A 20,576-nucleotide genomic window follows, 5' to 3' on the forward strand; every position below is an offset into this window, starting at 1 on the left:
TCTGGAAATCCCATTTCGGTCGCTCTCTTTTCGGCAGTTTCGCCGGTGATGTCAACGCAGTCCCAGCGAGAAGAAAGAACATGACGAAAGAATGATCGTTGCAATCCCGGCTTTCTCATGACAGACCTGAAACAGCTTCCCGCGCCCGATGAAAATCAATCCCGAATTGTTCCTGGGAATTCAATCCGTGTCGTTCGCCAAACCGTCAGCCACTTCGTTCTCGCCTGTTTACAGGGTTGAAGGCGATTTTCGCCTCGGCCTGCTTCTGACCGCCGACCATGCACGGCGCGACGTGCCTGCCGAATACGGTAGTTTGGGTCTGGAAGAAAGCGAATTCGACCGTCATATTGCTTATGACATCGGTGTCGAAGCCCTGACGCGGGAACTGGCTGCCCGACTGGGAGCGCCAGCGGTGCTGGGCGGTTTCTCCCGCCTGCTGATCGATCCCAATCGCGGCGAGGACGACCCGACGCTCATCATGCAGCTCTCGGACGGTGCCGTTATCAGCGGCAACTATCCAATGTCGGCAGGCGAGCTCGAAGATCGACTGACCCGTTTCTATCGTCCCTATCATGATGCTGTGACAGAAATGAGCGCCCGCGTCGCAAGCGAAAGCGGCCATGCGCCTTTCATCGTCTCGATCCATTCATTCACCCCGCGCTGGAAGGACAAGGCCCGCCCCTGGCATATCGGCCTGCTCTGGGACAAGGACGACCGTGCCACCCTCCCGCTTCTCTCCCTGCTGCGCGCCGAGCCGGGTTTGGTGGTTGGCGACAACGAGCCTTATGACGGCGCACTGCGCAACGATGCCATGTATCGCCACGCCACGGCCAAAGGCTTTGCCCATGTGCTGATCGAAGTGCGGCAGGACCTGATTGCCGATGAGGCAGGAGCGGTGGAATGGGCGGAGCGGCTTGCCCCGATGCTGCGGCAGATCAACACGCTCGAAGGCATTCATGACGTCCGGCACTTCGGCTCGCGCACAGGCGCAGTGGCGTGAAGCGCCGCTTTTCCACAGTGTTCCACAATGTTCCACAGGGTTTGACCCCATAAATTGTGCCGGGCATCGAAAAGGCTCTTAATTTTGCCCGCGACTCGCGGGAAAACCGGTCCAGAGTTTCAGACATGCGAAACCGTGCATCTGCACCATTCGCACCCATCAAAATGAGAATTGGAGAAACCGCGTGAGCGACGACATTACCAGCGAAGCCCAAACCATTGCCGTCGGCCAGTTGCGTGCCTTCATCGAGCGCATCGAGCGCCTCGAAGAAGAAAAAAAGACCATCGCTGACGATATCAAGGAAGTTTACGCGGAATTGAAGGGTTCAGGGTTTGACAGCAAGGTCGTGAGGACCATTATTCGTCTGCGTAAAAAAGAAGACCATGAACGTCAGGAAGAAGAAGCGATGCTCCAGCTCTATATGGACGCGCTTGGCATGGGCTGACCGAAAGCTCTTCCCGGAGCTTTTACCCCTTCTTCCTGAAATCGGAACCCGGCGGATCAAGCCTGATTCGTATTCAGAGGAAGGGGATTAGGTCCATGGAGTTTAAGAAGCTCGGACGTACCGAACTAAAAGTCTCGCCGCTCTGCTTCGGCGGCAATGTATTTGGATGGACGGTCGATGAAGCGACTTCGTTTTCGCTGCTCGACCGTTTTGTCGATGCAGGCCTGAATTTCATCGACACGGCGGATGTCTATTCCGCCTGGGCCAACGGCAATGTCGGTGGCGAATCCGAAACCATTATCGGCAACTGGCTGAAATCCCGCGGCCTGCGCGACAAGGTGGTTATCGCGACCAAGGTGGGCTCGGAAATGGGGCCTGATGAAAAAGGCCTCTCGCCCGCTTATATCCGCAAAGCCGTCGACGCCTCTCTCAAGCGGCTGCAAACTGACTATATCGACCTCTATCAGTCGCATTGGGATGATCCCGAAACACCGTTCGAAGACACGCTCGGCACCTATAAAGAGCTGATCGACGCCGGGAAAGTGCGCGCCATCGGCGCTTCCAACCTGACGCCGGAACGCCTGACGGAAGCGCTGGACGTTGCGAAGAAACACAACCTCCCACGCTACGAAACCTTGCAGCCGCTCTATAATCTCTATGACCGGTCGGGTTTCGAGGACGGGCTGGAAGCAATCTGCCGCGACAATGAGATTGGCGTCATTCCCTATTACGCACTGGCGGCGGGCTTCCTGACCGGCAAATACCGGTCTGCCGATGATCTTGGCCAGAGCGCCCGTGGCAAGTCGGTTGAGAAATATCTGACGGATCGCGGTTCGCGGATCATTGCCGCATTGGACGAAGTGGCCCGCAATGTCGACGCCACGCAGGCACAGGTGGCTATCGCCTGGCTGATCGCGCACCCGTCGATCACCGCCCCGATTGCCAGCGCCACACGCCTGACCCAATTGGGAGAGCTGATCACTGCCGCCGAGCTGAAGCTTCGTGACAGCGATATCGCTCTGCTCAACAAGGCAAGCGCCTAAAAGTCCTATCCAGCGGGCACATATGTCGGCCAGGATGAGGCGAAAATGGTGATTTCCGAGACCCGGAGCGAAGCGTACTCAATGTACGTGAGCACCGGAAGCGTAGGAAATCGCCATTTGCAGACCATCCTCGCCGGCATATCGGCAGGTTCGATTAACCCTCGATTTCTTCGCGCAGCATTTCGAGTTCCAGCCATTCTTCTTCCATGGCGGCATTCTCGTTGCGCTTCTTTTCCAGAAGATCAGCGGTCTTGGCAAAAAGCGTCGGGTCCTTGGCATAGAGCTGCGGATCGGCAAGCTTGCCTTCAAGGACAGTGATTTCCTTGCCCAGAGCATCCATCTTGCCCGGCAGTGTTTCCAGCGCAAATTTCTGCTTGAAGGAGAGCTTGCGCTTTTCCTCACGCTTCGGCTGCGAAACCTCCTCGCTGCTATCGCCGCCCTTATCACCAGCGCGGGCGTTCGCCGTCTTGACGTTGCGACGCTCCAGCGCCTGTTCCTTGCGCTGCGCCATCATGTCGGCATAGCCGCCCGCATATTCCAGCCAGCGCCCGTCGCCTTCCGGCGCAATCACAGACGTCACCGTGCGGTCGAGAAAATCGCGATCATGGCTGACCAGAATAACCGTGCCCGGAAAACCTGCGACCAGTTCCTGCAACAGATCCAGCGTTTCCATGTCGAGATCGTTGGTCGGTTCGTCGAGGATCAGCAGGTTGGCGGGGCGAGCCAGCACACGGGCCAGCATCAGACGCGCCCTTTCGCCACCGGAAAGCTCGCGGATTGGCGTGCGGGCCTGTTCCGGCTGGAACAGAAAGTCCTTCATATAGGAAACGACGTGGCGCTGCTCGCCATTGATGACGAGGTTTTCCCCGCGCCCGTCAGTCAGATAATGCGACAGCGTCTCATCCAGATTGAGACTGTCACGCTTCTGGTCAAGCTCGGCCATTTCCAGATTGACGCCCAGCCGCAGCGTGCCGGAATCCGGCGCCAGCTTGTCGGTCAGGAGCGAAAGCAGTGTGGTTTTCCCCGCGCCATTCGGGCCGACCAGACCGATGCGGTCGCCGCGCTGCACGCGTGTGGAGAAATCCTTGACCAGAACACGATCGCCATAGGCTTTGTTGAGCCCCTTGGCTTCGATCACCAGCTTGCCGGATTCCTTGGAATCGCTGGCGGTCAGAACCGCCGACCCTTGCGCCTTGCGGTGATTGCGGAAATCCGCGCGCATGGAATGCAATTCGCCAAGGCGGCGCATGTTGCGCTTGCGGCGTGCCGTCACGCCATAGCGCAGCCAATGCTCCTCGCGGGCAATCTGGCGGCCAAGCTTGTGATGATCGCGCTCTTCTTCTTCCAGAACCTTGTCGCGCCATTCCTCGAAATGGCCGAAACCCTGGTCCAGACGGCGTGTGATGCCACGGTCGAGCCAGACAGTGGCGCGGCTGACATTTTCCAGAAAGCGACGGTCATGCGAGATCAGCACGATGGCCGAACGGATCTGGCGCAATTCGCCTTCCAGCCATTCGATGGTCGTCAGATCGAGATGGTTGGTCGGCTCGTCCAGCAAAAGCACATCGGGCTGCGGCGCGATCACACGTGCCAGCGCTGCGCGGCGCGCTTCGCCACCCGAAAGATGATCCGGATTTTCGTCGCCGGTCAGGCCCAGATGCTCCAGAAGATAGGTCACGCGATGCGGATCGTCAGTCGGCCCCAGCCCGGCTTCGACATAGGCGCGCACGCTGGCGAAGCCGTCCATATCCGGCACCTGCGGCAGATAGCGAACGGTCGCGCCCGGATGCTTGAACACTTCGCCCGAGGTCGGTTCAACCATGCCTGCAGCGATCTTCAAAAGCGTGGATTTACCGGAACCATTGCGCCCGACCAGCGCAATACGATCGCCCTCGCTCACCGAAAGGCTCGCATCCTCCAGAAGCGGCGTACCGCCGAAGGTGAGCTTGATCTGGTCTAGGCGAAGGAGCGGTGGTGCCATGGTGTCTTCTGAGGCTTTCTGGGCGGTTCTCGGGATGTGCTTTGAAATTCCGCCCTGCTTGTCCGCGACAAAAGCCGTTCTGTCAAATGGATCGATAGGAAAGAGGCGCGAAAAACAAACAGGCCGGGTTTCCCCGGCCTGTCCATCATACGATTTTAAGCTTCAAGCTTACTGGCAGCGTGCTTCATAGACGCGGCCATAATTGTCGCGATAGCGGCAGTACTGCACGCCATTACGCGTCTGGGCAGCGCCAACCAGCGTACCGGCAACAGCACCGATAGCAGCACCCGTGAGAGCGCCACGGCCGTTACCGCCGATTGCACCACCGGCGAGAGCACCGATTGCTGCACCGCCAACACCGTAACCAGCCGTACGCTGTTCGTTGGTCGTGCATGCTGCTGTCGACAATGCGAGCACCCCGGCAACCGCAATCATGGAAAGACGTGACTTCATCAAACAATCTCCTGTCAAAGTTGACACTTCAGGTGCCGATTTTGCGTCCCCAATTTCGGCGCTAACTAATAAACCCGCTTACGCATTTGAAATACGTTTCGCTGTCGAGCGTCAAGCCTTTTCAATCGGTAAGGTTAGCGACACGCCGTCAGCATGCTCCGAATTTAAGTTTGCAACAAGTATCGCTAAGCCAGAACGCACAGTAATGCGAAGTGTTCCACGCACTATATTGGAAACTGTCCACGAAGAACCAAAAGGAAGGGTCACGTTGTCTAACGGCCACTCTGCATTTGTGATTGAAAGTCCGTCCACAGAGGTGAAACTAATGACGCTGAACAGCGTGCCATCGGGGAAATCATAGGCAAACTCGCCAGCCGTCACCGGCCATGCTTCTTCCGCACCACTGGACAGGAGGACATTCCGCCCCTTGTTTGCCTGCGCCGTCGCCATTGTGAGATGTAGCAGTGTGTGGTCGGTGCGCTGCCCGCCGAAAGCACCGCACAAAATGGCGCGTGTCGCGCCACGCGCAAAAGCTTCCTCGAAAGCCAGTTCACCGTCCGTCATGTCCTTGGCGCGGGGAAATGTCTTTTGCGGCACATGCGCATATTGATCGAGCAGGTCTTGCGGCGTCGAATCGAAATCACCGAGCCACAGTTCCGGCTCGACGCCCAGAGCGGCTGCATGACGAATACCGCCATCGGCTGCAAGAATACGCGCGCCGGCTATCTGCTGCCGCAGCCGTTCGGTTACGACGAGATCGCCGCCGAGAAGGATGACGAATGTGCTCATAAGCCGCTCATATCATGGGCAAATCGCGGCAGGAAGTCCGCTGTGCCCGAGTTTGTATCGCTTTTGCCTCTCTTGCCCTTCATAGCCTGACATATTAATGTCGCAACGCTCTAACGGGGTGCCATTTGTTCCCATGAATGGCTGAGAGGTTTTTCAAAAAACCAACCCGCTGAACCTGATCCGGTTTGCACCGGCGGAGGGATTAGATGCTGCTCTGCGGCACGATCCCGAAAAGTAGCAGCTTTTCGGATGTGGTTGTGTTCCAGACCCCAAGCGGCGCTAAATCCTTTTAACTTGATGAAAGGACGTGCCGTTATGCGGCTGTTATCTTTGCTGGCCTTCTCTTTCGCGGCAGCCGTTAGTCTGGCCCCTGCGGCACAGGCCAAGGACAAGCTCACCATCTATACCTATGACAGTTTCATTTCCGAATGGGGTCCCGGCCCCAAGGTAAAGGAAAACTTCGAGAAGGAATGCGATTGCGAGATCAACTGGGTCGCTTCCGCCGATGGTGTGGCCCTGCTCAACCGGCTGAAGCTTGAAGGCGGCAACACCAAGGCCGATATCGTGCTTGGCCTCGACACCAATCTGACCACGGAAGCGCACGCCACTGACTTCTTCGCGCCAAGCGGCATCGATCTTGGCAATGTCAGCGTCCCGGGCGATTTCAAGGACGATATTTTCGTGCCCTATGACTATGGCTATTTCGCCATTGTCTATGATTCGGAAAAGCTGCCCAATCCGCCCAAGAGCCTGAAGGAACTGGTCGAAGGCGACCCGTCGCAAAAGATCGTGTTACAGGACCCGCGCACCTCGACACCGGGTCTTGGTATGCTACTTTGGATGAAGGCTGTCTACGGCGATCAGGCAGGCGACGCCTGGCAGAAATTGCAGAAGCGCATTCTCACCGTCACGCCGGGCTGGTCGGAAGCCTATGGCCTCTTCACCAAGGGTGAAGCGCCGATGGTGCTCTCCTATACCAGTTCGCCAGCCTATCATGTCATTGCGGAGAAGACGGATCGCTACAAGGCGCTGGCCTATCCGGAAGGCAATTACCTCCAGATTGAGCTTGCCGCCCAGACGACGACCGGCGCCAAGAACCCGCTGGCGCAGAAGTTCCTGTCCTTCATGACCGGCCCGGGCTTTCAGGATGTCATCCCGGAAACCAACTGGATGTTCCCGGCAGGCAAGACATCAACGCCGCTTCCCGCCGCTTTCGACGCCTTGCCGAAACCGGAAAAGACCTTGCTCATTCCATCCGACGAGGTTGCGAAGAACCGCAAGGCCTGGGTCGATGAATGGCTGGCAGCTACCAGCAAATGATCGGCACTCCAGCAGGCAAAAACACCAGCTCCACCCCCGCGATGAAACCCGTCGCGGGGGCTTTGGCGCTGGCCTTCCTTGCCGTGCTGGCCGGTGGCGCACTCATCGCGCTCGCTTTTGAAGCCAGCGGCGGCTTCGATGCCGCCACAAATTTCGATGCCTATCTCTGGCGAACCGCCCGTTTCACCATCATACAGGCCATCGCGTCGAGCCTGCTTTCGATCGCCTTTGCCATTCCCGTTGCGCGCGCCTTGCATTCGGAAGCGCATTTTCCCGGACGGGGTTTTATTCTGCGGCTGTTCGCCCTGCCGCTCGCGCTGCCTGCTCTTGTGGCCGTGCTGGGCGTTACCAGCATTTACGGTCGAAACGGCCTGATCGCCCATATGTCGGACGCTGCGGGTCATCCGTTCCAGCCGGATATCTATGGCATTACGGGCATTTTGATCGCGCATGTGTTCTTCAACATGCCGCTGGCGGTGCGGCTCATTCTCGCCGCTTATGAAACGATACCCGCCGATTACTGGAAACTGGCAGCCCAGCTGGGCATGGGCAATCGCGCCCGTTTCCGGCTGATCGAATGGCCGGTTATCCGTCGCAGCCTCCCCGGCATGGCGGGGCTGATCTTCATGCTGTGCGTGACAAGCTTCACCACCGTGCTGACGCTTGGCGGCGGTCCGCGCGCGACTACGCTGGAAGTGGCGATCTATCAAAGCCTGCATTTCGATTTCGACCCGGCGCGCGCCGTGGCGCTCACCGTCACCCAGCTCGGGCTGACCTTGCTGATCCTGCTGGCCTTACGCCTGACCGGGCGTCCCTCTGAAGAAGGCTTTACACACACGGCAACACCGCGCCGTTACGGTAAGCCTCAGCGGGGCGAACGCCTGTTCAACATCATCGCCATACTCATCGGCTTTCTTTATGTCGCCTTGCCGATTGCGGGCGTGGTCGTATCTGGTCTTGCTGCCGAACTCATGCGCCTGCTCAGCGAAAAGACGGTCTGGCGCGCCATCGGCACCAGCCTTGCGCTCGGTTTTTCTGCGGCAACGCTCTCGGTGCTTCTCTCGCTGGCGCTCGTTTCGGCCCGGGAAGCGGTCAGGAGCAACCGGATAGCCAGCCTGTTCGACACGGGCGCAAGCCTCATTCTCGTCATGCCGCCCATCGTGATCGGCGCGGGATGGTTCATCCTGCTGCGTCACTTCACCAATCCTTTTGCCATAGCGCCGGTGATGGTGGTCACGGTCAACGCAGCCATGGCCATGCCTTTCGCAGTCCGGCTGTTGCGCCCAGCCTGGGACACGGCAGCCGCGCGTCACAACCGGCTCTGCGCACAGCTCGGTATTCATGGTTTCAACCGGCTGCGGCTCATCGACTGGCCGTCAATCCGCAGACCCTTTGGCATGGCTTTCGCCTTTGCCATGGCGCTTTCCATTGGCGACCTTGGCACAATCGCGCTGTTCGGCAGCGATGCGCTTCAGACCTTGCCCTATCTTCTATTGCAGCGCATGGGCAGTTACCGCACATTCGATGCTGCCGGTCTGGCGCTCATTCTGGGGCTTCTCTGCCTCGGTCTGATGATGCTTGCCGACCGCGCCGCCACATCCCGGAAAGAGAATTCCGCTTCATGACTGCTTCCGCCGACATCCGCCTTACCGACGTGCGCTTCAGCTATGGCGAAACCGCAATGCGCTTCGATCTGGCTATTGCGGGCGGCGCTATTGCGGCCATTGTCGGCCCAAGCGGCTCGGGCAAGTCGACGCTCCTGAACCTCATTGCCGGTTTCGAGACGCCTTCATCGGGCGCCATTGCTATTGGTGGTATCGATGTGACACGTCTTCCGCCGCCGCAACGGCCGGTTTCGATGGTGTTTCAGGAAAACAATCTGTTCGCCCACCTGACTGTGGCGCAAAATGTCGGCCTCGGTCGCGCGCCCAACCTGAAACTGACAGATGGCGACCGCGCTGCCATTGCCGACGCGCTGACCCGTGTGGGCCTCAAGGACAAGGAACAGCGCAAGCCCGAAGCCCTGTCCGGCGGTGAACGCCAGCGGGTGGCGATTGCCCGCGTGCTCGTTCGCGAACGCCCTGTACTGTTGCTGGATGAAGCCTTCGCCTCGCTTGGGCCGGCCTTGCGGCATCAAATGCTTGATCTCGTCAACGAACTGCGCCGTGAAACCGGCATGACCGTGTTGATGGTCACGCATACGCCGGAAGACGCGCTCTATCTCGATGCACAATTGCTGTTCATCGAAAATGGCGCGGTCGCGGCGCAAGGCCATGCTCGCGACCTTCTCTCAGAGACTGGACCTGAAGCGCTTCGGCGCTATATCGGTGAGAAGCGAGGGTAATCTCAAATAGAGTTACGGTTGCGGACATATTTTGTTCGCAATCCGCCCGGAAGAACCTTATTCAACTCTACTGGGCCGCTTGTACGTCTGCTGGTCTGTGACTAGATTTGCGGACGACCTGATGATGTATGAATCGCGAGGATAAAATACTGTTCCGTCACAAGACCCTTATCCGGGCCTCCCTGTGTCTTCCAGTCTCCCTGCCAGAACGGACGCAGCGCAATTGGCGGAAAACAGCCGTGGGTTTTGGCTTGTTTGCCGTCGCCCTGATTTCCGGGTGCCAGTCGATCAATTCCAGCAAGGATCTCGGCTTGCAGCCATCGGATAATCCGGTGACCGTCGATAATGTGACGCGCAACGACAAGCTGGCGCAGATCGGTGCGCAACAGCATCCGCGTATCCTCGCCACCTATGGCGGCGAATATAAGGACCAGCGGCTGGAGCGCATGGTCGCGAAGATCGTGGGCAAGCTCACGACCGTTTCCGACAAGCCGGACCAGACCTACCGCATCACCATTCTTGATTCACCCAACATCAACGCCTTCGCCCTGCCCGGCGGCTATCTCTACGTGACGCGCGGCCTGCTCGCGCTTGCCAATGACTCCTCGGAAGTCGCAGCCGTGATCGCGCATGAAATGGGCCACGTCGTCGCCAATCACGGCATTCTGCGTCAGGAGAAGGAAGCGGAAACAGAAATCGCCGGTCGCGTGGCCAGCGAAGTGCTGCATAACGAATCCGCCAGTCGTGAAGCGCTCATTCGCGGCAAGCTGCGCCTTGCCCAGTTCTCGCGCAATCAGGAACTGCAGGCCGATGCTATCGGCATCAAGATGATCGGCGAAGCAGGGTATGACCCGTTCGCCTCGGCGCGTTTCCTGCAATCGATGGAGGCCTATACCGGGTTCCGTTCGGTGTCGGGCGCGACCGACGCCAGCCTCGACTTCCTCGCAAGCCACCCCGCCACACCGCAACGCATCGAACTGGCGCTGGGCCATGCCCGCCGCATCGGCGCGCCGGGTGTCGGCACAACCGACCGCGATTCGTTCCTCGATGGCATTGACGGGCTGCTCTACGGCGACTCGCCCAATGAGGGCTATATTCGCGAACAGACCTTCATTCATCCGAAGCTCGGCGTGACGTTCCGCGCACCCGACGGCTTCACCATCGACAATTCGGCCACGGCAGTCATGGCGAGCGGTCCGGGTGAAGTGGCAATTCGCTTTGACGGCGCTTCCCTGCCATCCGGTTCAAGCCTTACCGATTATATCAAGTCGGGCTGGGTGACGGGTCTGGACGAAAGCTCCATTCAGGCAACCACCATCAACGGATTGCCTGCCGCAACCGCGCGCGCTGCTGCCGACCGCTGGCAGTTCGACATCGTGGTCATTGCCGCAAACAACAAGGTCTATCGTTTCCTGACGGCGGCACCGAAAGGCAGCAACGCACTGCTGCCCGCTTCGCAGACCGTGACGCAGTCCTTCCGCCTTCTCACGCCTGCCGAGCAAAACGCCATCAAGCCGCTGCGCATCCGCGTCGTGACGGCAAAGCCGGGCGACACAATGGCAAGCTTGTCAGCACGTGTTCAGGGCACCACGCGCAAACTCGAACTGTTCCGCCTGCTCAACGCCATGCCAGCCGGCGCCACCGTCTCCGTTGGCGACCGCGTGAAGATAATCAGTGAATAATATGGAAACCCGCATCGACGCATTGCTTGCAGGCCAGATCGCTCCACTCGGTCCGCGTAACGCGCCGAGCGCGATCGACAAGCGCCCCGTTTCTGGCAAGGTCCGCGTGACATTGGTCGGTCTGGATTGCGACGAGCAAGGCGACCGCAAGGTGCATGGCGGGCCTGAAAAGGCCCTGCATCATTATCCTCGCGATCATTACGCCGTGTGGCGCACGGACATTGGCGACAATCATCGGCTTGGTACAGCTGGCGCTTTCGGCGAAAACATTTCCACCACCGGTCTTGATGAGCACAATGTCGCTGTCGGCGACCGTTTCCGCTTCGGTACGGCGCTGATCGAAGTTTCTCAAGGGCGTCAGCCGTGCTGGAAGCTCAATGCTCGCTTCGAGACGCCCGATATGGCAATGCGCGTCCAGAAGACCGGCAGAACCGGCTGGTACTATCGCGTGCTGGAAGAAGGCGAAGCGCAGACCGGCGACAGCATGGTGCTGGTTGATCGTCTTTCACCCGAATGGTCGCTCCACCGCGTCTGGCACCTGCTTTATGTCGATATGCTCAATTACGACGAGCTGGCGCTCATGGCGGAAATTCCGCATCTGGCCGACGGCTGGAAGCGCTATGCCATCCGTCGCCTTGAAAACCGCAAGGTCGAGGATTGGACAAACCGTCTCGAAGGCGACAAGTCCTGATACCAAAAAGAAAGGGCGGTCCAACCGCCCCTTTTCTTGCGTTACCTGAATGTTTCACCGTCAGGCCTGATAGGCCGCCAGTTCATGCTGGCTGAGCAGCGCAATCTTGAGCTTTTCCAGCGCACGGCTTTCGATCTGGCGCACGCGCTCCTTGGAAATACCGAGCTTTTCGCCCAGCGCTTCCAGTGTTACGCCATCATCGTCCAGACGGCGCTCGCGGATGATGTGCAACTCACGCTCATTGAGCGAGTGCAGCGCAACATGCAGCCATTGGTTCCGGCGTTCCATGTCAATGGAGCTTTCGGCAACTTCATCCTGAAGCGGATGATCATCGACGAGAAAATCCATACGTCGCGACGCCCCGGACTCATCATTATTGACCGGCGCAGACAAGGAACTGTCGGGACCGGACAGGCGACTGTCCATGAACTCCACATCGGTGGCCGAAACGCCAAGCTGATCTGAAATCTCGCGATAGATTTCCGCCTTGGTCATGCTGTCGTCAGCCTGTGCAAGCTTGGAACGCAGACGGCGAAGATTGAAGAACAAAGCTTTCTGGGCTGAGCTTGTGCCACCGCGAACGATGGACCAGTTGCGCAGAATATAGTCCTGCATGGATGCACGGATCCACCAGGATGCATAGGTCGAGAAACGGACCTCACGGTCCGGATCGAAACGTGCGGCTGCCTCCAGAAGGCCGACATAGCCTTCCTGAATGAGATCGTTCATCGGCAGCTTGAACTTGCGAAAGCGCCCGGCCATGGAAATCACAAGGCGCATATGCGCCGAGGTGATGCGATGCAGGGCATCCTGATCTTTCAACTCTTTCCAGCGAATGGCGAGGTCCCGCTCCTCTTCGCGCTCCAGATAAGGAGCCGACATTGCGCTACGGATCATGGACTGGGAGGACGAGGCTGGCGTTGGGAGATTACGCGCAGCCGGAGGCATGCGATGTGCGGGAACTGCGGAAGAACTGCTTATTGATGACGGCTTCATCTGGTTCTCCTGTTCTGAACTGACACCCTTCTGGACGCCAGGCTGAAGGATATGCCAGTTACGCGAAGAACAATTGAACACTAACAAAAGTCGTTCAGAACGCCCTCTTTGGACAGTCTTGAGGCACACGTTCAAACGCCGCAAAACAAACCCATTACGAACTGGTGTCTTGCACAACGCGCGAAAAGCGATCCGGTTCCCTTCGAAAAGTATAAATCTCTGACAACGCTGACAAAAGTCGGCTGGGTAAATGATTGATTTAGAAAATCATTCAAGTTTGAAGCAAGTCACGGTAGCCGACAGCATAACCCGACCGAAGTGAAACTCGCTTCGAAACAGTAGAAATAAAAAAACCCGGCTTTCGCCGGGCTTTTTAAAACATCGAGAAAAGTGAAACTTATGCAGCTTCAACTTCATCATCTTCAAGGTCGGCTTCAGCATCGGCCTTGCCGCGCTTCGGTCCCTTGGCGAGATTGGCTTCGATGAGACGGACAGCCTCGGTATCCGACAGCTTGTTGACGGCTGCGATTTCGCGAGCCATGCGGTCGAGAGCAGCTTCATAAAGCTGGCGTTCGGAATAGGACTGTTCCGGCTGGTTTTCTGCACGATAAAGATCGCGCACAACTTCCGAAATAGAGATCAGGTCGCCGGAATTGATCTTTGCATCATATTCCTGCGCGCGGCGCGACCACATGGTACGCTTTACACGGGCACGACCTTGCACCACCTTCAGAGCACGCTCCACATAATCCGTTTCAGACAGCTTGCGCATACCGATGGTTGCGGCCTTGGCGACCGGTACCTTCAGACGCATCTTGTCTTTTTCGAAATCGATCACGAAAAGTTCAAGCTTGTGACCAGCCACTTCCTGCTCTTCGATCGCTACGATCTGACCAACGCCATGAGCCGGATACACAATCGACTCACCGGTCTTGAAACCACCACGGATTGCGGGTTTTTTCTGCTGGGATGACATACGCTTCAATACTCCCTGTTGTGCCCGGCGCGACCCGCCGGTTGACACATGATCTTCGACCGCGCTTCTACAAAGCACGGAAGCTGTTGTCGGCACCGGAGCCAATTGCGATCTGACGAAAGCAGACCGGCGCTCCAAGCCGCTGTTAAGGCGCATTTATGCGGCGTCAGATGTTTTCCATCTGACTGCAAAATGCGATGACCGGAAACGTCTCTAACGGCAGATTTTCTCTATCGGGCAAGAAAAGGGGCAGAAACGGAATGGTGTTGCGGCGCATAAAACCGTCCTGAGAAGCCAAGAACTTTTCAGGACCTTGCGTTTGATCGCAATCATCCACCCCGGTGCCAATTTTAGCCCGGTAAAAAACATCAGCCTTTCTGAGAAAAACGCATTTGCGCCACGAATTGACGTCCAGTCACCGAAATTATTGGTGGAGGCTAACACAATTTCGCGAAAGAATCAACAAATTGCCAGATATGTCCCGTCTGGCAACCTAATACACCTGTTTTGCCGGTGCTTTCCCGTGATTTTATTCGTCTTTTGCCGCCTTCATGTAGAAAAAGCAAGTGCAAGGCAATGCTAATCTACATGCGATGACAAGACGATAGGCAGGTTAGTCGCCGCTGCCTGGCTCCGGGGAGAAATGGTTCTCGAGCTTGCCCGTGACGCCGTCCATTTCCTTGGCTTCCGGCAAGGCATCCTTCTTGACGGTGATATTCGGCCACTTCGCCGCATATTCCGTGTTGAGTTCCAGCCACTTGTCGAGGCCAGGCTCGGTGTCCGGGCTGATGGCTTCAGCAGGGCATTCCGGCTCGCACACGCCGCAGTCGATGCACTCGTCAGGATTGATGACGAGCATGTTCTCGCCTTCATAGAAGCAATCGACCGGACAGACCTCGACGCAGTCCGTATATTTGCAGCGAATGCAATTATCGGTCACGACATAGGTCATCGTCGAACTCCTGTTACCGCCCCTCTTTCCGAGAGGTGGTTTATCCATCCTGGTGTTTTGCGCCGATATCCGACAGGCCCATGGAAATGGCTATGTCATGAAATATCTCGCCACGACGTCACGGTCCATGAAAACGATAGCGGATCGGATGACCCATTTTATCGTCATGTCCAGCGTGACACAGCGTGAGGTAACGATTTTATTGCGCTCTGACAAGGGTGCAATCGCCGCATTGTAAGCATCACGCAAATGGCGGAAACCGCATTTCGTCTCAACCTGAAAGCGTAGAAAACACTTTCGTCAAAACGCCTTAGAGCGCAATTTCCATCGCGGCCACTTCTGCGACTGCGGCAACGCGTCCGGATCAAATCCCGCGCAGGCGGTCCGTATCGCGGCGTTCTTTCTTGGTGGGGCGTCCAGCGCCGCTCTCACGCTGCGGCAGAGCTGTGACTGTCGGATCGCTCGACGATACCGGAGCTGGTGACATATCTTGATAGAGAAGCTGCGCTTCCGGTGCAGGGCCGCGCCGCTCGCCGGGCAGAAGCACCTTGTAAACGAGGATGCGGCGATCAAGCGTGACGGTCAGCACATCGCCGACTTTCACCTGATGTGCAGCCTGATCGATCTTGTCGCGGTTGACCCGGACCTTGCCGCCGACGGCGAGTTTCGCCGCCAGCGATCTTGATTTGACCACGCGTGCGAAGAACAGCCACTTGTCGATCCGCTGTCTTCCGCTCGGTTCACCGGTCATCTTACTTCTTCATCTGCTCCTTGAGAGCCAGAAGCTTGGCGAACGGCGAATCGGGATCGATCCGTGCGGGGCGTTCCTGCTCGAAGCGCTTGTTGCCCTGCGATGCGCCGTGAGAAGCGCCATGCTCGCGCTTTGGCTGGCGGTCACGACCGCCGCCATCACGGGGCTTGCCCTTAAAGCCCTCGCGCTTGCCCTGACCTTCGCCGTCATGATTGTGACGCTTGTTCTTGTCGAAACGCTTGCCGCCACGTGCATTCTGCTCGTCACCGCCTTCGGACTTGCGCGCCTCGCCCTGCTGGCCGCGATTGTGCTGGCCACCATGACGCTGACGGTTGTTCTGTTCCTGATTGCGGTTACGACCTTCGAAACGGCCCTGACGCCACAGGAGAACCGGCTTTGGTTCTTCCGCGACCGCGTCACCGGCAGGTGCAGCGGCTTCGGCGACTGGAGCTTCCGCTGCTGGTGCTGGCTCTTCGGCCTTCACTTCAACAGCGACAACCGGTGCGGGCACAGGTTCTGCCGCAGGCACGGCAGGCTTTTCAGCTTCCGCCGCAACAGCGGAAACAGCAACACCTGCATCCTTGGCGGCAGCTTCGGCGGCAAAGGCATCCAGTTCCGCAAGCTTGGCCGCAACATCGGCTGCTTCCATCGCCTCATGGCGATAGCCCAGGCTCTTGAGGATTTCTTCCATGTCTTCGGTGGTCGCACCGAGGATCGACATCATGGCAGGCGTGACGATGAAACGTCCGCCGTCATAAGCGCCATCCGGACGAGCACCCGAGCCCGGACGCCAGGCCAGAGCCGGACGGATGAGATCAGCAAGACGTTCCAGAATGTCGATACGAACCGCACGACGGCCAAGCACGCGATAGCCTGCCAGACGGTAGAACATCGGATCGAAAGCCGGATCGACGACAACCGACGTACGACCGGCAGCCAGAACATTGACCACATCGCCGTAGCCGGCACGCTCGCGACCATCGTTCTTCAAGGCCCAGAGCAGCGTGATGAGACCGGCAGGAGCCGGCTTCAGCAGCATGGGCATGAAGACGTGATAGGCACCGAAACGCACGCCGAGACGACGGAGCGCCGCACGCGAATCCTGATCGAGACCGCGTACTTCCTCCACCACCTCACGGCGCTGGAGAATACCGAGGTTCTCGACGATCTGGAAAGCCAGACCGCGCGTCATGCCGGTCAACGCGTCAGCGCCAGCCAGATCGGTCAGAGGCTTCAGAACGGTTTCGATGTGATGCGCCACGAAACGGTCGATGCGCGCAGCGACCTTGTCCCGTGCGGGACCGGTGAGCTGTTCGTCGGCAAGGATCACCGTGCGCGGCTTCAGAATGTCGTCACCTGCAACCAAAGTTGCGACGGTCGCACCGACCCAGCGCAAGACACCGTCCGAACCAAGCGCGAAGTCTCCGTTGGGAGCAGCCGCAAAGCGCTCCGCACGGCGATCGAACTCGGCGGCCAGCGCCTTTTGCGCAGCCGTCTTCACTGCCTTCGCGTCCGGCCCCTCGGCCTGGACGTCGGCGGTGAAACGGAATCCTTCCAGTTGCCCAACATTGTGGCCTTCGACACTCACGTCTCCGGCCGGGCTGATTTCTGCTTCAAGCATGGCATTCTCTCTCAGGCGCCTCATAAGCACGCTTGTCCTGCGGTCTACAAAGCGTTTCGTCAACCTTTCATGCAGCGCGTCGGACAATCTGTCCTCTATTTCGCGCGTCTTTTCCTGCCAGTGTGTCGGATCGGCAAGCCATCCGGGCCTATGCGACACAAAAGTCCAGGTTCGAATTTGCGCCACGCGGTGCGACAGAGTGTCGATTTCCCCCTCTGTACTGTCGGCGCGGCGCACCTGTTCGCTCATATAATCTTCATCGACGCTCCCTCGGCGCACTAGATCCTGATAGATAGACGCAATGATATCGGCATGTTGTGCCGGTGCGATCTTACGATAATCGGGAAGCGCACAGGCATCCCACAAAAGTTCAATACGCGCCGGTGTTGTCGCGAGGCGCACAATCTCTCCGTCTTTCGACAGATTTTCAAGCGCCTGCTGGTCAACAGCCGGCAAAGCCTTGGCCAGTCCCTCAACCGGGGCTGGTGTTTCCAGTGATCGGCGCAGTGCCTCAATCGACGAGAAGTCGAAACGCTCGGTGCGCCATTGCAGCACTTTCACCGGATCGAAATTATGCGCTTCAACCCGTTCGACCAGTTCATCGTCGAAGGGCTGCACCTGCCCCGTCACGCCAAATGTGCCGTCGCGCAGATGGCGACCGGCGCGACCGGCGATCTGCCCCACTTCGGCAGGCGTGAGATCACGGAACTGGTAACCGTCAAACTTGCGGTTCTGCGCAAAGGCCACATGATCGACATCGAGATTGAGTCCCATGCCGATGGCATCAGTCGCCACCAGAAAATCGACATCGCCGGACTGATAAAGCTCAACCTGCGCATTGCGCGTGCGCGGCGACAAAGCGCCCATGACCACAGCAGCCCCGCCGCGCTGGCGACGGATCAGCTCGGCGATCGCATAAACCTCATCGGCGGAAAAAGCGACGATGGCCGAACGGTTCGGCAGGCGCGTGATCTTCTTGGAACCGGCATAAGCCAGATGCGACAGGCGCGGGCGCGTCACCACATTAATGCCGCGCAGAAGCTTTTCCAGAATGGCGCGCATGGTGGCGGCACCAAGCAGGAGCGTTTCCTGCCGTCCGCGCAGATGCAAAATGCGGTCTGTGAAAATATGTCCGCGTTCGAGATCGCCCGCGAGCTGCACCTCGTCGATGGCGACGAATGCCACATCGGTGCGGCGTGGCATGGCTTCAACAGTGCAAACGGAATAACGCGCTGTGGGCGGGACGATCTTTTCCTCGCCGGTGACCAGCGCGACATTGGCCACGCCGACCCGTTCTACGACACGATTATAGACCTCGCGCGCCAGAAGGCGCAGCGGCAGGCCGATCATGCCGCTCCCGTGCGACAGCATACGCTCGATTGCGAGATGGGTTTTGCCGGTATTGGTTGGCCCCAGCACCGCAGTCACGTCGCGGCCGCTCAGGGTCAGCGGCAAATCATGGGCAGGGCGTTGATTCATGCCAATAATAGAATTCCCGGTGCAGGCACCCCAACATGCAATTGGGAGGCCGATTGTCGTGTCTTGCGATAGCACTATACGACCTTGGCCGAAAGCGCTCCTGTTAAGTTTGAACCACCCGCGATTTTAAAATAGGCAGCCCGATATTTTTTACAAATGGTCAATCTTCGCGAACGACCCGATTTAACGAATAGAACGACTCTGGAACGAATCGGCTACGAATCGCTGACTCTGATTCCTTCGCCTTTTGTTCACGGCAACATATGGTAACCGGATTGTCGATAGCCACCATATGCTGAATCTCATAGATGCGACGTCCCGATATAAACAGAACAGAACGCCATCGCCGTTAACTTTTGCCAGAAGTGCGTCAACAGCCAATGACAGCACTTTGAGCAGTTTAAAGAAAACTTAACAATTCCTAATAGTTGGTTATCGAAAATCAAGCCGTGAAAGCCATTTTCGTTAACCTTCAGGCCAAAGCCGGAACGAATCGGCGACGAATCGGTGATTCATCAATTTTCTCTCTTTGTTCTCACCACATCTGGTAGGCTTTCACCAAAGCGCACCATATTGGAACATCGATTGACACAACGATAGCCCCGAAAACCGGACAGAGAAGCGGTTTGGCGTTAACCTTTGAGCGGTTTGCCGGAATGCTCCCCGACTGCATTCGCCATCAAGCCTGTCATTGCGGACATAAAAAGGCAGGCTGCGGAAACCCACAGCCTGCCCGAAAGATAAAGCCAGTTGGGATGCGCGGATCAGTCCCGTTCGACGCACATGGCAACGCCCATGCCACCACCGATGCAGAGCGTCGCCAGACCGCGCTTGGCATCACGGCGCTTCATTTCATAAAGCAGCGTGGTCAGCACGCGCGCGCCTGACGCACCAATCGGATGACCGATGGCTATTGCGCCGCCATTGACGTTGACGATCTCCGGGTTCAGGCCAAGATCGCGAACAACCGCACAGGATTGTGCGGCGAAAGCTTCATTCGCTTCCACCAGTTCCAGATCGTCAATCGTCCAGCCCGCCTTTTCCAGTGCCTTGCGCGTTGCCGGGATTGGACCCGTACCCATGATCGACGGATCGACACCAGCCGTTGCCCAGGAAACAATACGCGCCAGCGGCTTCACGCCACGCTTGCTGGCTTCCTCGGCTTCCATCAGCACGACTGCTGCGGCGCCGTCATTCAGACCGGAGGCATTGCCCGCCGTCACCGTGCCTTCCTTGTCGAAGGCGGGTTTCAGCTTGGTGAGCGCTTCGATGGTCGTGCCCGGACGAATATATTCATCGGACGAAACAACGACATCGCCCTTGCGCGTCTTGATTGTGAACGGGACGATTTCATCCTCGAACTTTCCGGCCTTTTGCGCGGCTTCCGCCTTCTGCTGGGAGCCGAGTGCGAATTCATCCTGATCGGCTCGAGTCAATTGCCACTGGCGTGCAATGTTTTCTGCGGTGATCCCCATGTGATAGCCGTGGAACGCATCGGTCAGGCCGTCCTTGAGCATGGTGTCGATCATCTTGAAGTCGCCCATTTTCACGCCGCCGCGCAAATGCGCGCAATGCGGTGCCATGGACATGGATTCCTGACCACCAGCCACGATAACCTTCGCATCGCCGGACTGGATCTGCTGCATGCCAAGCGCAACGGCGCGCAAGCCGGAGCCGCAAAGCTGGTTGATCGCAAAGCCCGTTGCTTCTTTCGGACAACCGGCCGCCATTGCGGCCTGCCGTGCCGGGTTTTGTCCCTCGCCTGCCGTCAGCACCTGTCCGAGAATGACTTCATCGACGTCTTCAGCTGCAACGCCTGCCCGTTCCAGAGCCGCCTTGATGACCGTCGCGCCCAGTTCATGGGCAGGCACAGTGGCGAAAGCACCGTTGAACGACCCCACTGCCGTGCGAGCGGCGCTGGCGATTACGATGGCTTTCGGATCGGTTGCGGCAGTCATGCTATTCCTCCGTGACAAACTGTTGCGACAGAGAAAAACCAAAAAGCCCGGCTTGGCAAGGATTACATCATAAACCTTCGACAAACCGAAAAGCT

The 20,576-nt window shown here is 58.0% G+C and carries 17 protein-coding genes and 1 riboswitch; of the genes, 8 read left to right on the forward strand and 9 right to left on the reverse strand.

The genetic code is table 11. The annotated features are described in order from the left end of the window. Positions 1-148: 148 nt before the first annotated feature. The 3 genes from FGI60_RS18390 (at position 149) to FGI60_RS18400 (ending at position 2,488) form a co-directional block, all read left to right on the forward strand. Positions 149-1,000 carry an N-formylglutamate amidohydrolase gene (locus tag FGI60_RS18390; protein ID WP_138786428.1) on the forward strand — a complete coding sequence of 284 codons (852 nt, stop codon included), beginning with the start codon at positions 149-151 and terminating at the stop codon, positions 998-1,000. A gap of 184 nt (positions 1,001-1,184) precedes the next feature. Beyond that, a complete protein-coding gene (locus FGI60_RS18395; protein WP_061348000.1) occupies positions 1,185-1,445 on the forward strand; it encodes a DUF2312 domain-containing protein in 261 nt (86 codons plus the stop codon). 95 nt (positions 1,446-1,540) lie between these two features. Then, positions 1,541-2,488 carry an aldo/keto reductase gene (locus FGI60_RS18400; RefSeq protein WP_138786429.1) on the forward strand — a complete coding sequence of 316 codons (948 nt, stop codon included), beginning with the start codon at positions 1,541-1,543 and terminating at the stop codon, positions 2,486-2,488. Positions 2,489-2,642: 154 nt separating this feature from the next. On the opposite strand, the gene FGI60_RS18405 is transcribed toward FGI60_RS18400, so the two are convergent. The 3 genes from FGI60_RS18405 to FGI60_RS18415 form a co-directional block, all read right to left on the reverse strand. Then, on the reverse strand, positions 2,643-4,469 hold the full coding sequence (locus tag FGI60_RS18405) for an ABC-F family ATP-binding cassette domain-containing protein (RefSeq protein WP_138786430.1): 1,827 nt from the start codon (positions 4,467-4,469) through the stop codon (positions 2,643-2,645). Positions 4,470-4,637: 168 nt separating this feature from the next. Further along, positions 4,638-4,922 carry a glycine zipper domain-containing protein gene (locus tag FGI60_RS18410; protein ID WP_078339519.1) on the reverse strand — a complete coding sequence of 95 codons (285 nt, stop codon included), beginning with the start codon at positions 4,920-4,922 and terminating at the stop codon, positions 4,638-4,640. 111 nt (positions 4,923-5,033) lie between these two features. After that, positions 5,034-5,711, reverse strand: coding sequence for a thiamine diphosphokinase (locus tag FGI60_RS18415; protein WP_138786431.1), 678 nt, complete (start codon positions 5,709-5,711; stop codon positions 5,034-5,036). Positions 5,712-5,815: 104 nt separating this feature from the next. After that, positions 5,816-5,930: riboswitch (TPP riboswitch) on the forward strand. Positions 5,931-6,026: 96 nt separating this feature from the next. Here FGI60_RS18415 and thiB point away from each other — a divergent pair. From thiB to FGI60_RS18440, 5 genes are all read left to right on the forward strand, one after another. Beyond that, on the forward strand, positions 6,027-7,031 hold the full coding sequence (gene thiB, locus FGI60_RS18420; protein ID WP_138786432.1) for a thiamine ABC transporter substrate binding subunit: 1,005 nt from the start codon (positions 6,027-6,029) through the stop codon (positions 7,029-7,031). Then, the gene (thiP, locus tag FGI60_RS18425) at positions 7,028-8,656 is read left to right on the forward strand and encodes a thiamine/thiamine pyrophosphate ABC transporter permease ThiP (RefSeq protein ID WP_138786500.1); all 1,629 of its coding nucleotides are present in this window, start codon (positions 7,028-7,030) and stop codon (positions 8,654-8,656) included. Before thiB ends, thiP begins: the two co-directional genes overlap by 4 nt. After that, a complete protein-coding gene (thiQ, locus tag FGI60_RS18430; protein ID WP_138786433.1) occupies positions 8,653-9,375 on the forward strand; it encodes a thiamine ABC transporter ATP-binding protein in 723 nt (240 codons plus the stop codon). Before thiP ends, thiQ begins: the two co-directional genes overlap by 4 nt. 200 nt (positions 9,376-9,575) lie before the next feature. Then, positions 9,576-11,057: a cell division protease CdlP gene (gene cdlP / locus FGI60_RS18435; RefSeq protein ID WP_138786501.1), complete on the forward strand. Its 1,482-nt coding sequence runs from the start codon at positions 9,576-9,578 to the stop codon at positions 11,055-11,057. Between the two features lies 1 nt (position 11,058). Further along, positions 11,059-11,748 carry an MOSC domain-containing protein gene (locus FGI60_RS18440; protein ID WP_138786502.1) on the forward strand — a complete coding sequence of 230 codons (690 nt, stop codon included), beginning with the start codon at positions 11,059-11,061 and terminating at the stop codon, positions 11,746-11,748. Between the two features lie 60 nt (positions 11,749-11,808). Here the strand turns inward: FGI60_RS18440 and FGI60_RS18445 are convergent, their stop codons facing one another. The 6 genes from FGI60_RS18445 to FGI60_RS18470 form a co-directional block, all read right to left on the reverse strand. After that, positions 11,809-12,744, reverse strand: coding sequence for an RNA polymerase factor sigma-32 (locus FGI60_RS18445; protein ID WP_138786434.1), 936 nt, complete (start codon positions 12,742-12,744; stop codon positions 11,809-11,811). Positions 12,745-13,141: 397 nt separating this feature from the next. After that, complete coding sequence (locus FGI60_RS18450; RefSeq protein ID WP_078339525.1) at positions 13,142-13,720, reverse strand: CarD family transcriptional regulator; 579 nt, start codon at positions 13,718-13,720, stop codon at positions 13,142-13,144. A gap of 613 nt (positions 13,721-14,333) precedes the next feature. Further along, complete coding sequence (fdxA, locus tag FGI60_RS18455; RefSeq protein ID WP_078339526.1) at positions 14,334-14,672, reverse strand: ferredoxin FdxA; 339 nt, start codon at positions 14,670-14,672, stop codon at positions 14,334-14,336. Between the two features lie 364 nt (positions 14,673-15,036). After that, the gene (locus FGI60_RS18460) at positions 15,037-15,423 is read right to left on the reverse strand and encodes an RNA-binding S4 domain-containing protein (protein WP_078339527.1); all 387 of its coding nucleotides are present in this window, start codon (positions 15,421-15,423) and stop codon (positions 15,037-15,039) included. 1 nt (position 15,424) lies between these two features. Further along, complete coding sequence (locus FGI60_RS18465) at positions 15,425-18,523, reverse strand: helicase-related protein (RefSeq protein WP_138786435.1); 3,099 nt, start codon at positions 18,521-18,523, stop codon at positions 15,425-15,427. 764 nt (positions 18,524-19,287) lie between these two features. Then, positions 19,288-20,481, reverse strand: a complete 1,194-nt coding sequence (locus FGI60_RS18470) for an acetyl-CoA C-acetyltransferase (protein ID WP_138786436.1) — start codon at positions 20,479-20,481, stop codon at positions 19,288-19,290. Positions 20,482-20,576 lie beyond the last annotated feature (95 nt).

This window comes from Brucella haematophila, from assembly GCF_005938105.1.
Classification (GTDB): domain Bacteria; phylum Pseudomonadota; class Alphaproteobacteria; order Rhizobiales; family Rhizobiaceae; genus Brucella; species Brucella haematophila.

Bases quoted from the DNA above. Each gene is read 5' to 3' on its own strand.
- FGI60_RS18465 (WP_138786435.1), bottom strand. From the start codon at position 18,523: ATGAATCAACGCCCTGCCCATGATTTGCCGCTGACCCTGAGCGGCCGC.
- FGI60_RS18410 (WP_078339519.1), bottom strand. From the start codon at position 4,922: ATGAAGTCACGTCTTTCCATGATTGCGGTTGCCGGGGTGCTCGCATTG.
- FGI60_RS18405 (WP_138786430.1), bottom strand. From the start codon at position 4,469: ATGGCACCACCGCTCCTTCGCCTAGACCAGATCAAGCTCACCTTCGGC.
- FGI60_RS18400 (WP_138786429.1), top strand. From the start codon at position 1,541: ATGGAGTTTAAGAAGCTCGGACGTACCGAACTAAAAGTCTCGCCGCTC.
- thiQ (WP_138786433.1), top strand. From the start codon at position 8,653: ATGACTGCTTCCGCCGACATCCGCCTTACCGACGTGCGCTTCAGCTAT.
- thiP (WP_138786500.1), top strand. From the start codon at position 7,028: ATGATCGGCACTCCAGCAGGCAAAAACACCAGCTCCACCCCCGCGATG.
- fdxA (WP_078339526.1), bottom strand. From the start codon at position 14,672: ATGACCTATGTCGTGACCGATAATTGCATTCGCTGCAAATATACGGAC.
- FGI60_RS18445 (WP_138786434.1), bottom strand. From the start codon at position 12,744: ATGAAGCCGTCATCAATAAGCAGTTCTTCCGCAGTTCCCGCACATCGC.
- FGI60_RS18415 (WP_138786431.1), bottom strand. From the start codon at position 5,711: ATGAGCACATTCGTCATCCTTCTCGGCGGCGATCTCGTCGTAACCGAA.
- FGI60_RS18460 (WP_078339527.1), bottom strand. From the start codon at position 15,423: ATGACCGGTGAACCGAGCGGAAGACAGCGGATCGACAAGTGGCTGTTC.
- FGI60_RS18450 (WP_078339525.1), bottom strand. From the start codon at position 13,720: ATGTCATCCCAGCAGAAAAAACCCGCAATCCGTGGTGGTTTCAAGACC.
- FGI60_RS18390 (WP_138786428.1), top strand. From the start codon at position 149: ATGAAAATCAATCCCGAATTGTTCCTGGGAATTCAATCCGTGTCGTTC.
- FGI60_RS18440 (WP_138786502.1), top strand. From the start codon at position 11,059: ATGGAAACCCGCATCGACGCATTGCTTGCAGGCCAGATCGCTCCACTC.
- thiB (WP_138786432.1), top strand. From the start codon at position 6,027: ATGCGGCTGTTATCTTTGCTGGCCTTCTCTTTCGCGGCAGCCGTTAGT.
- FGI60_RS18470 (WP_138786436.1), bottom strand. From the start codon at position 20,481: ATGACTGCCGCAACCGATCCGAAAGCCATCGTAATCGCCAGCGCCGCT.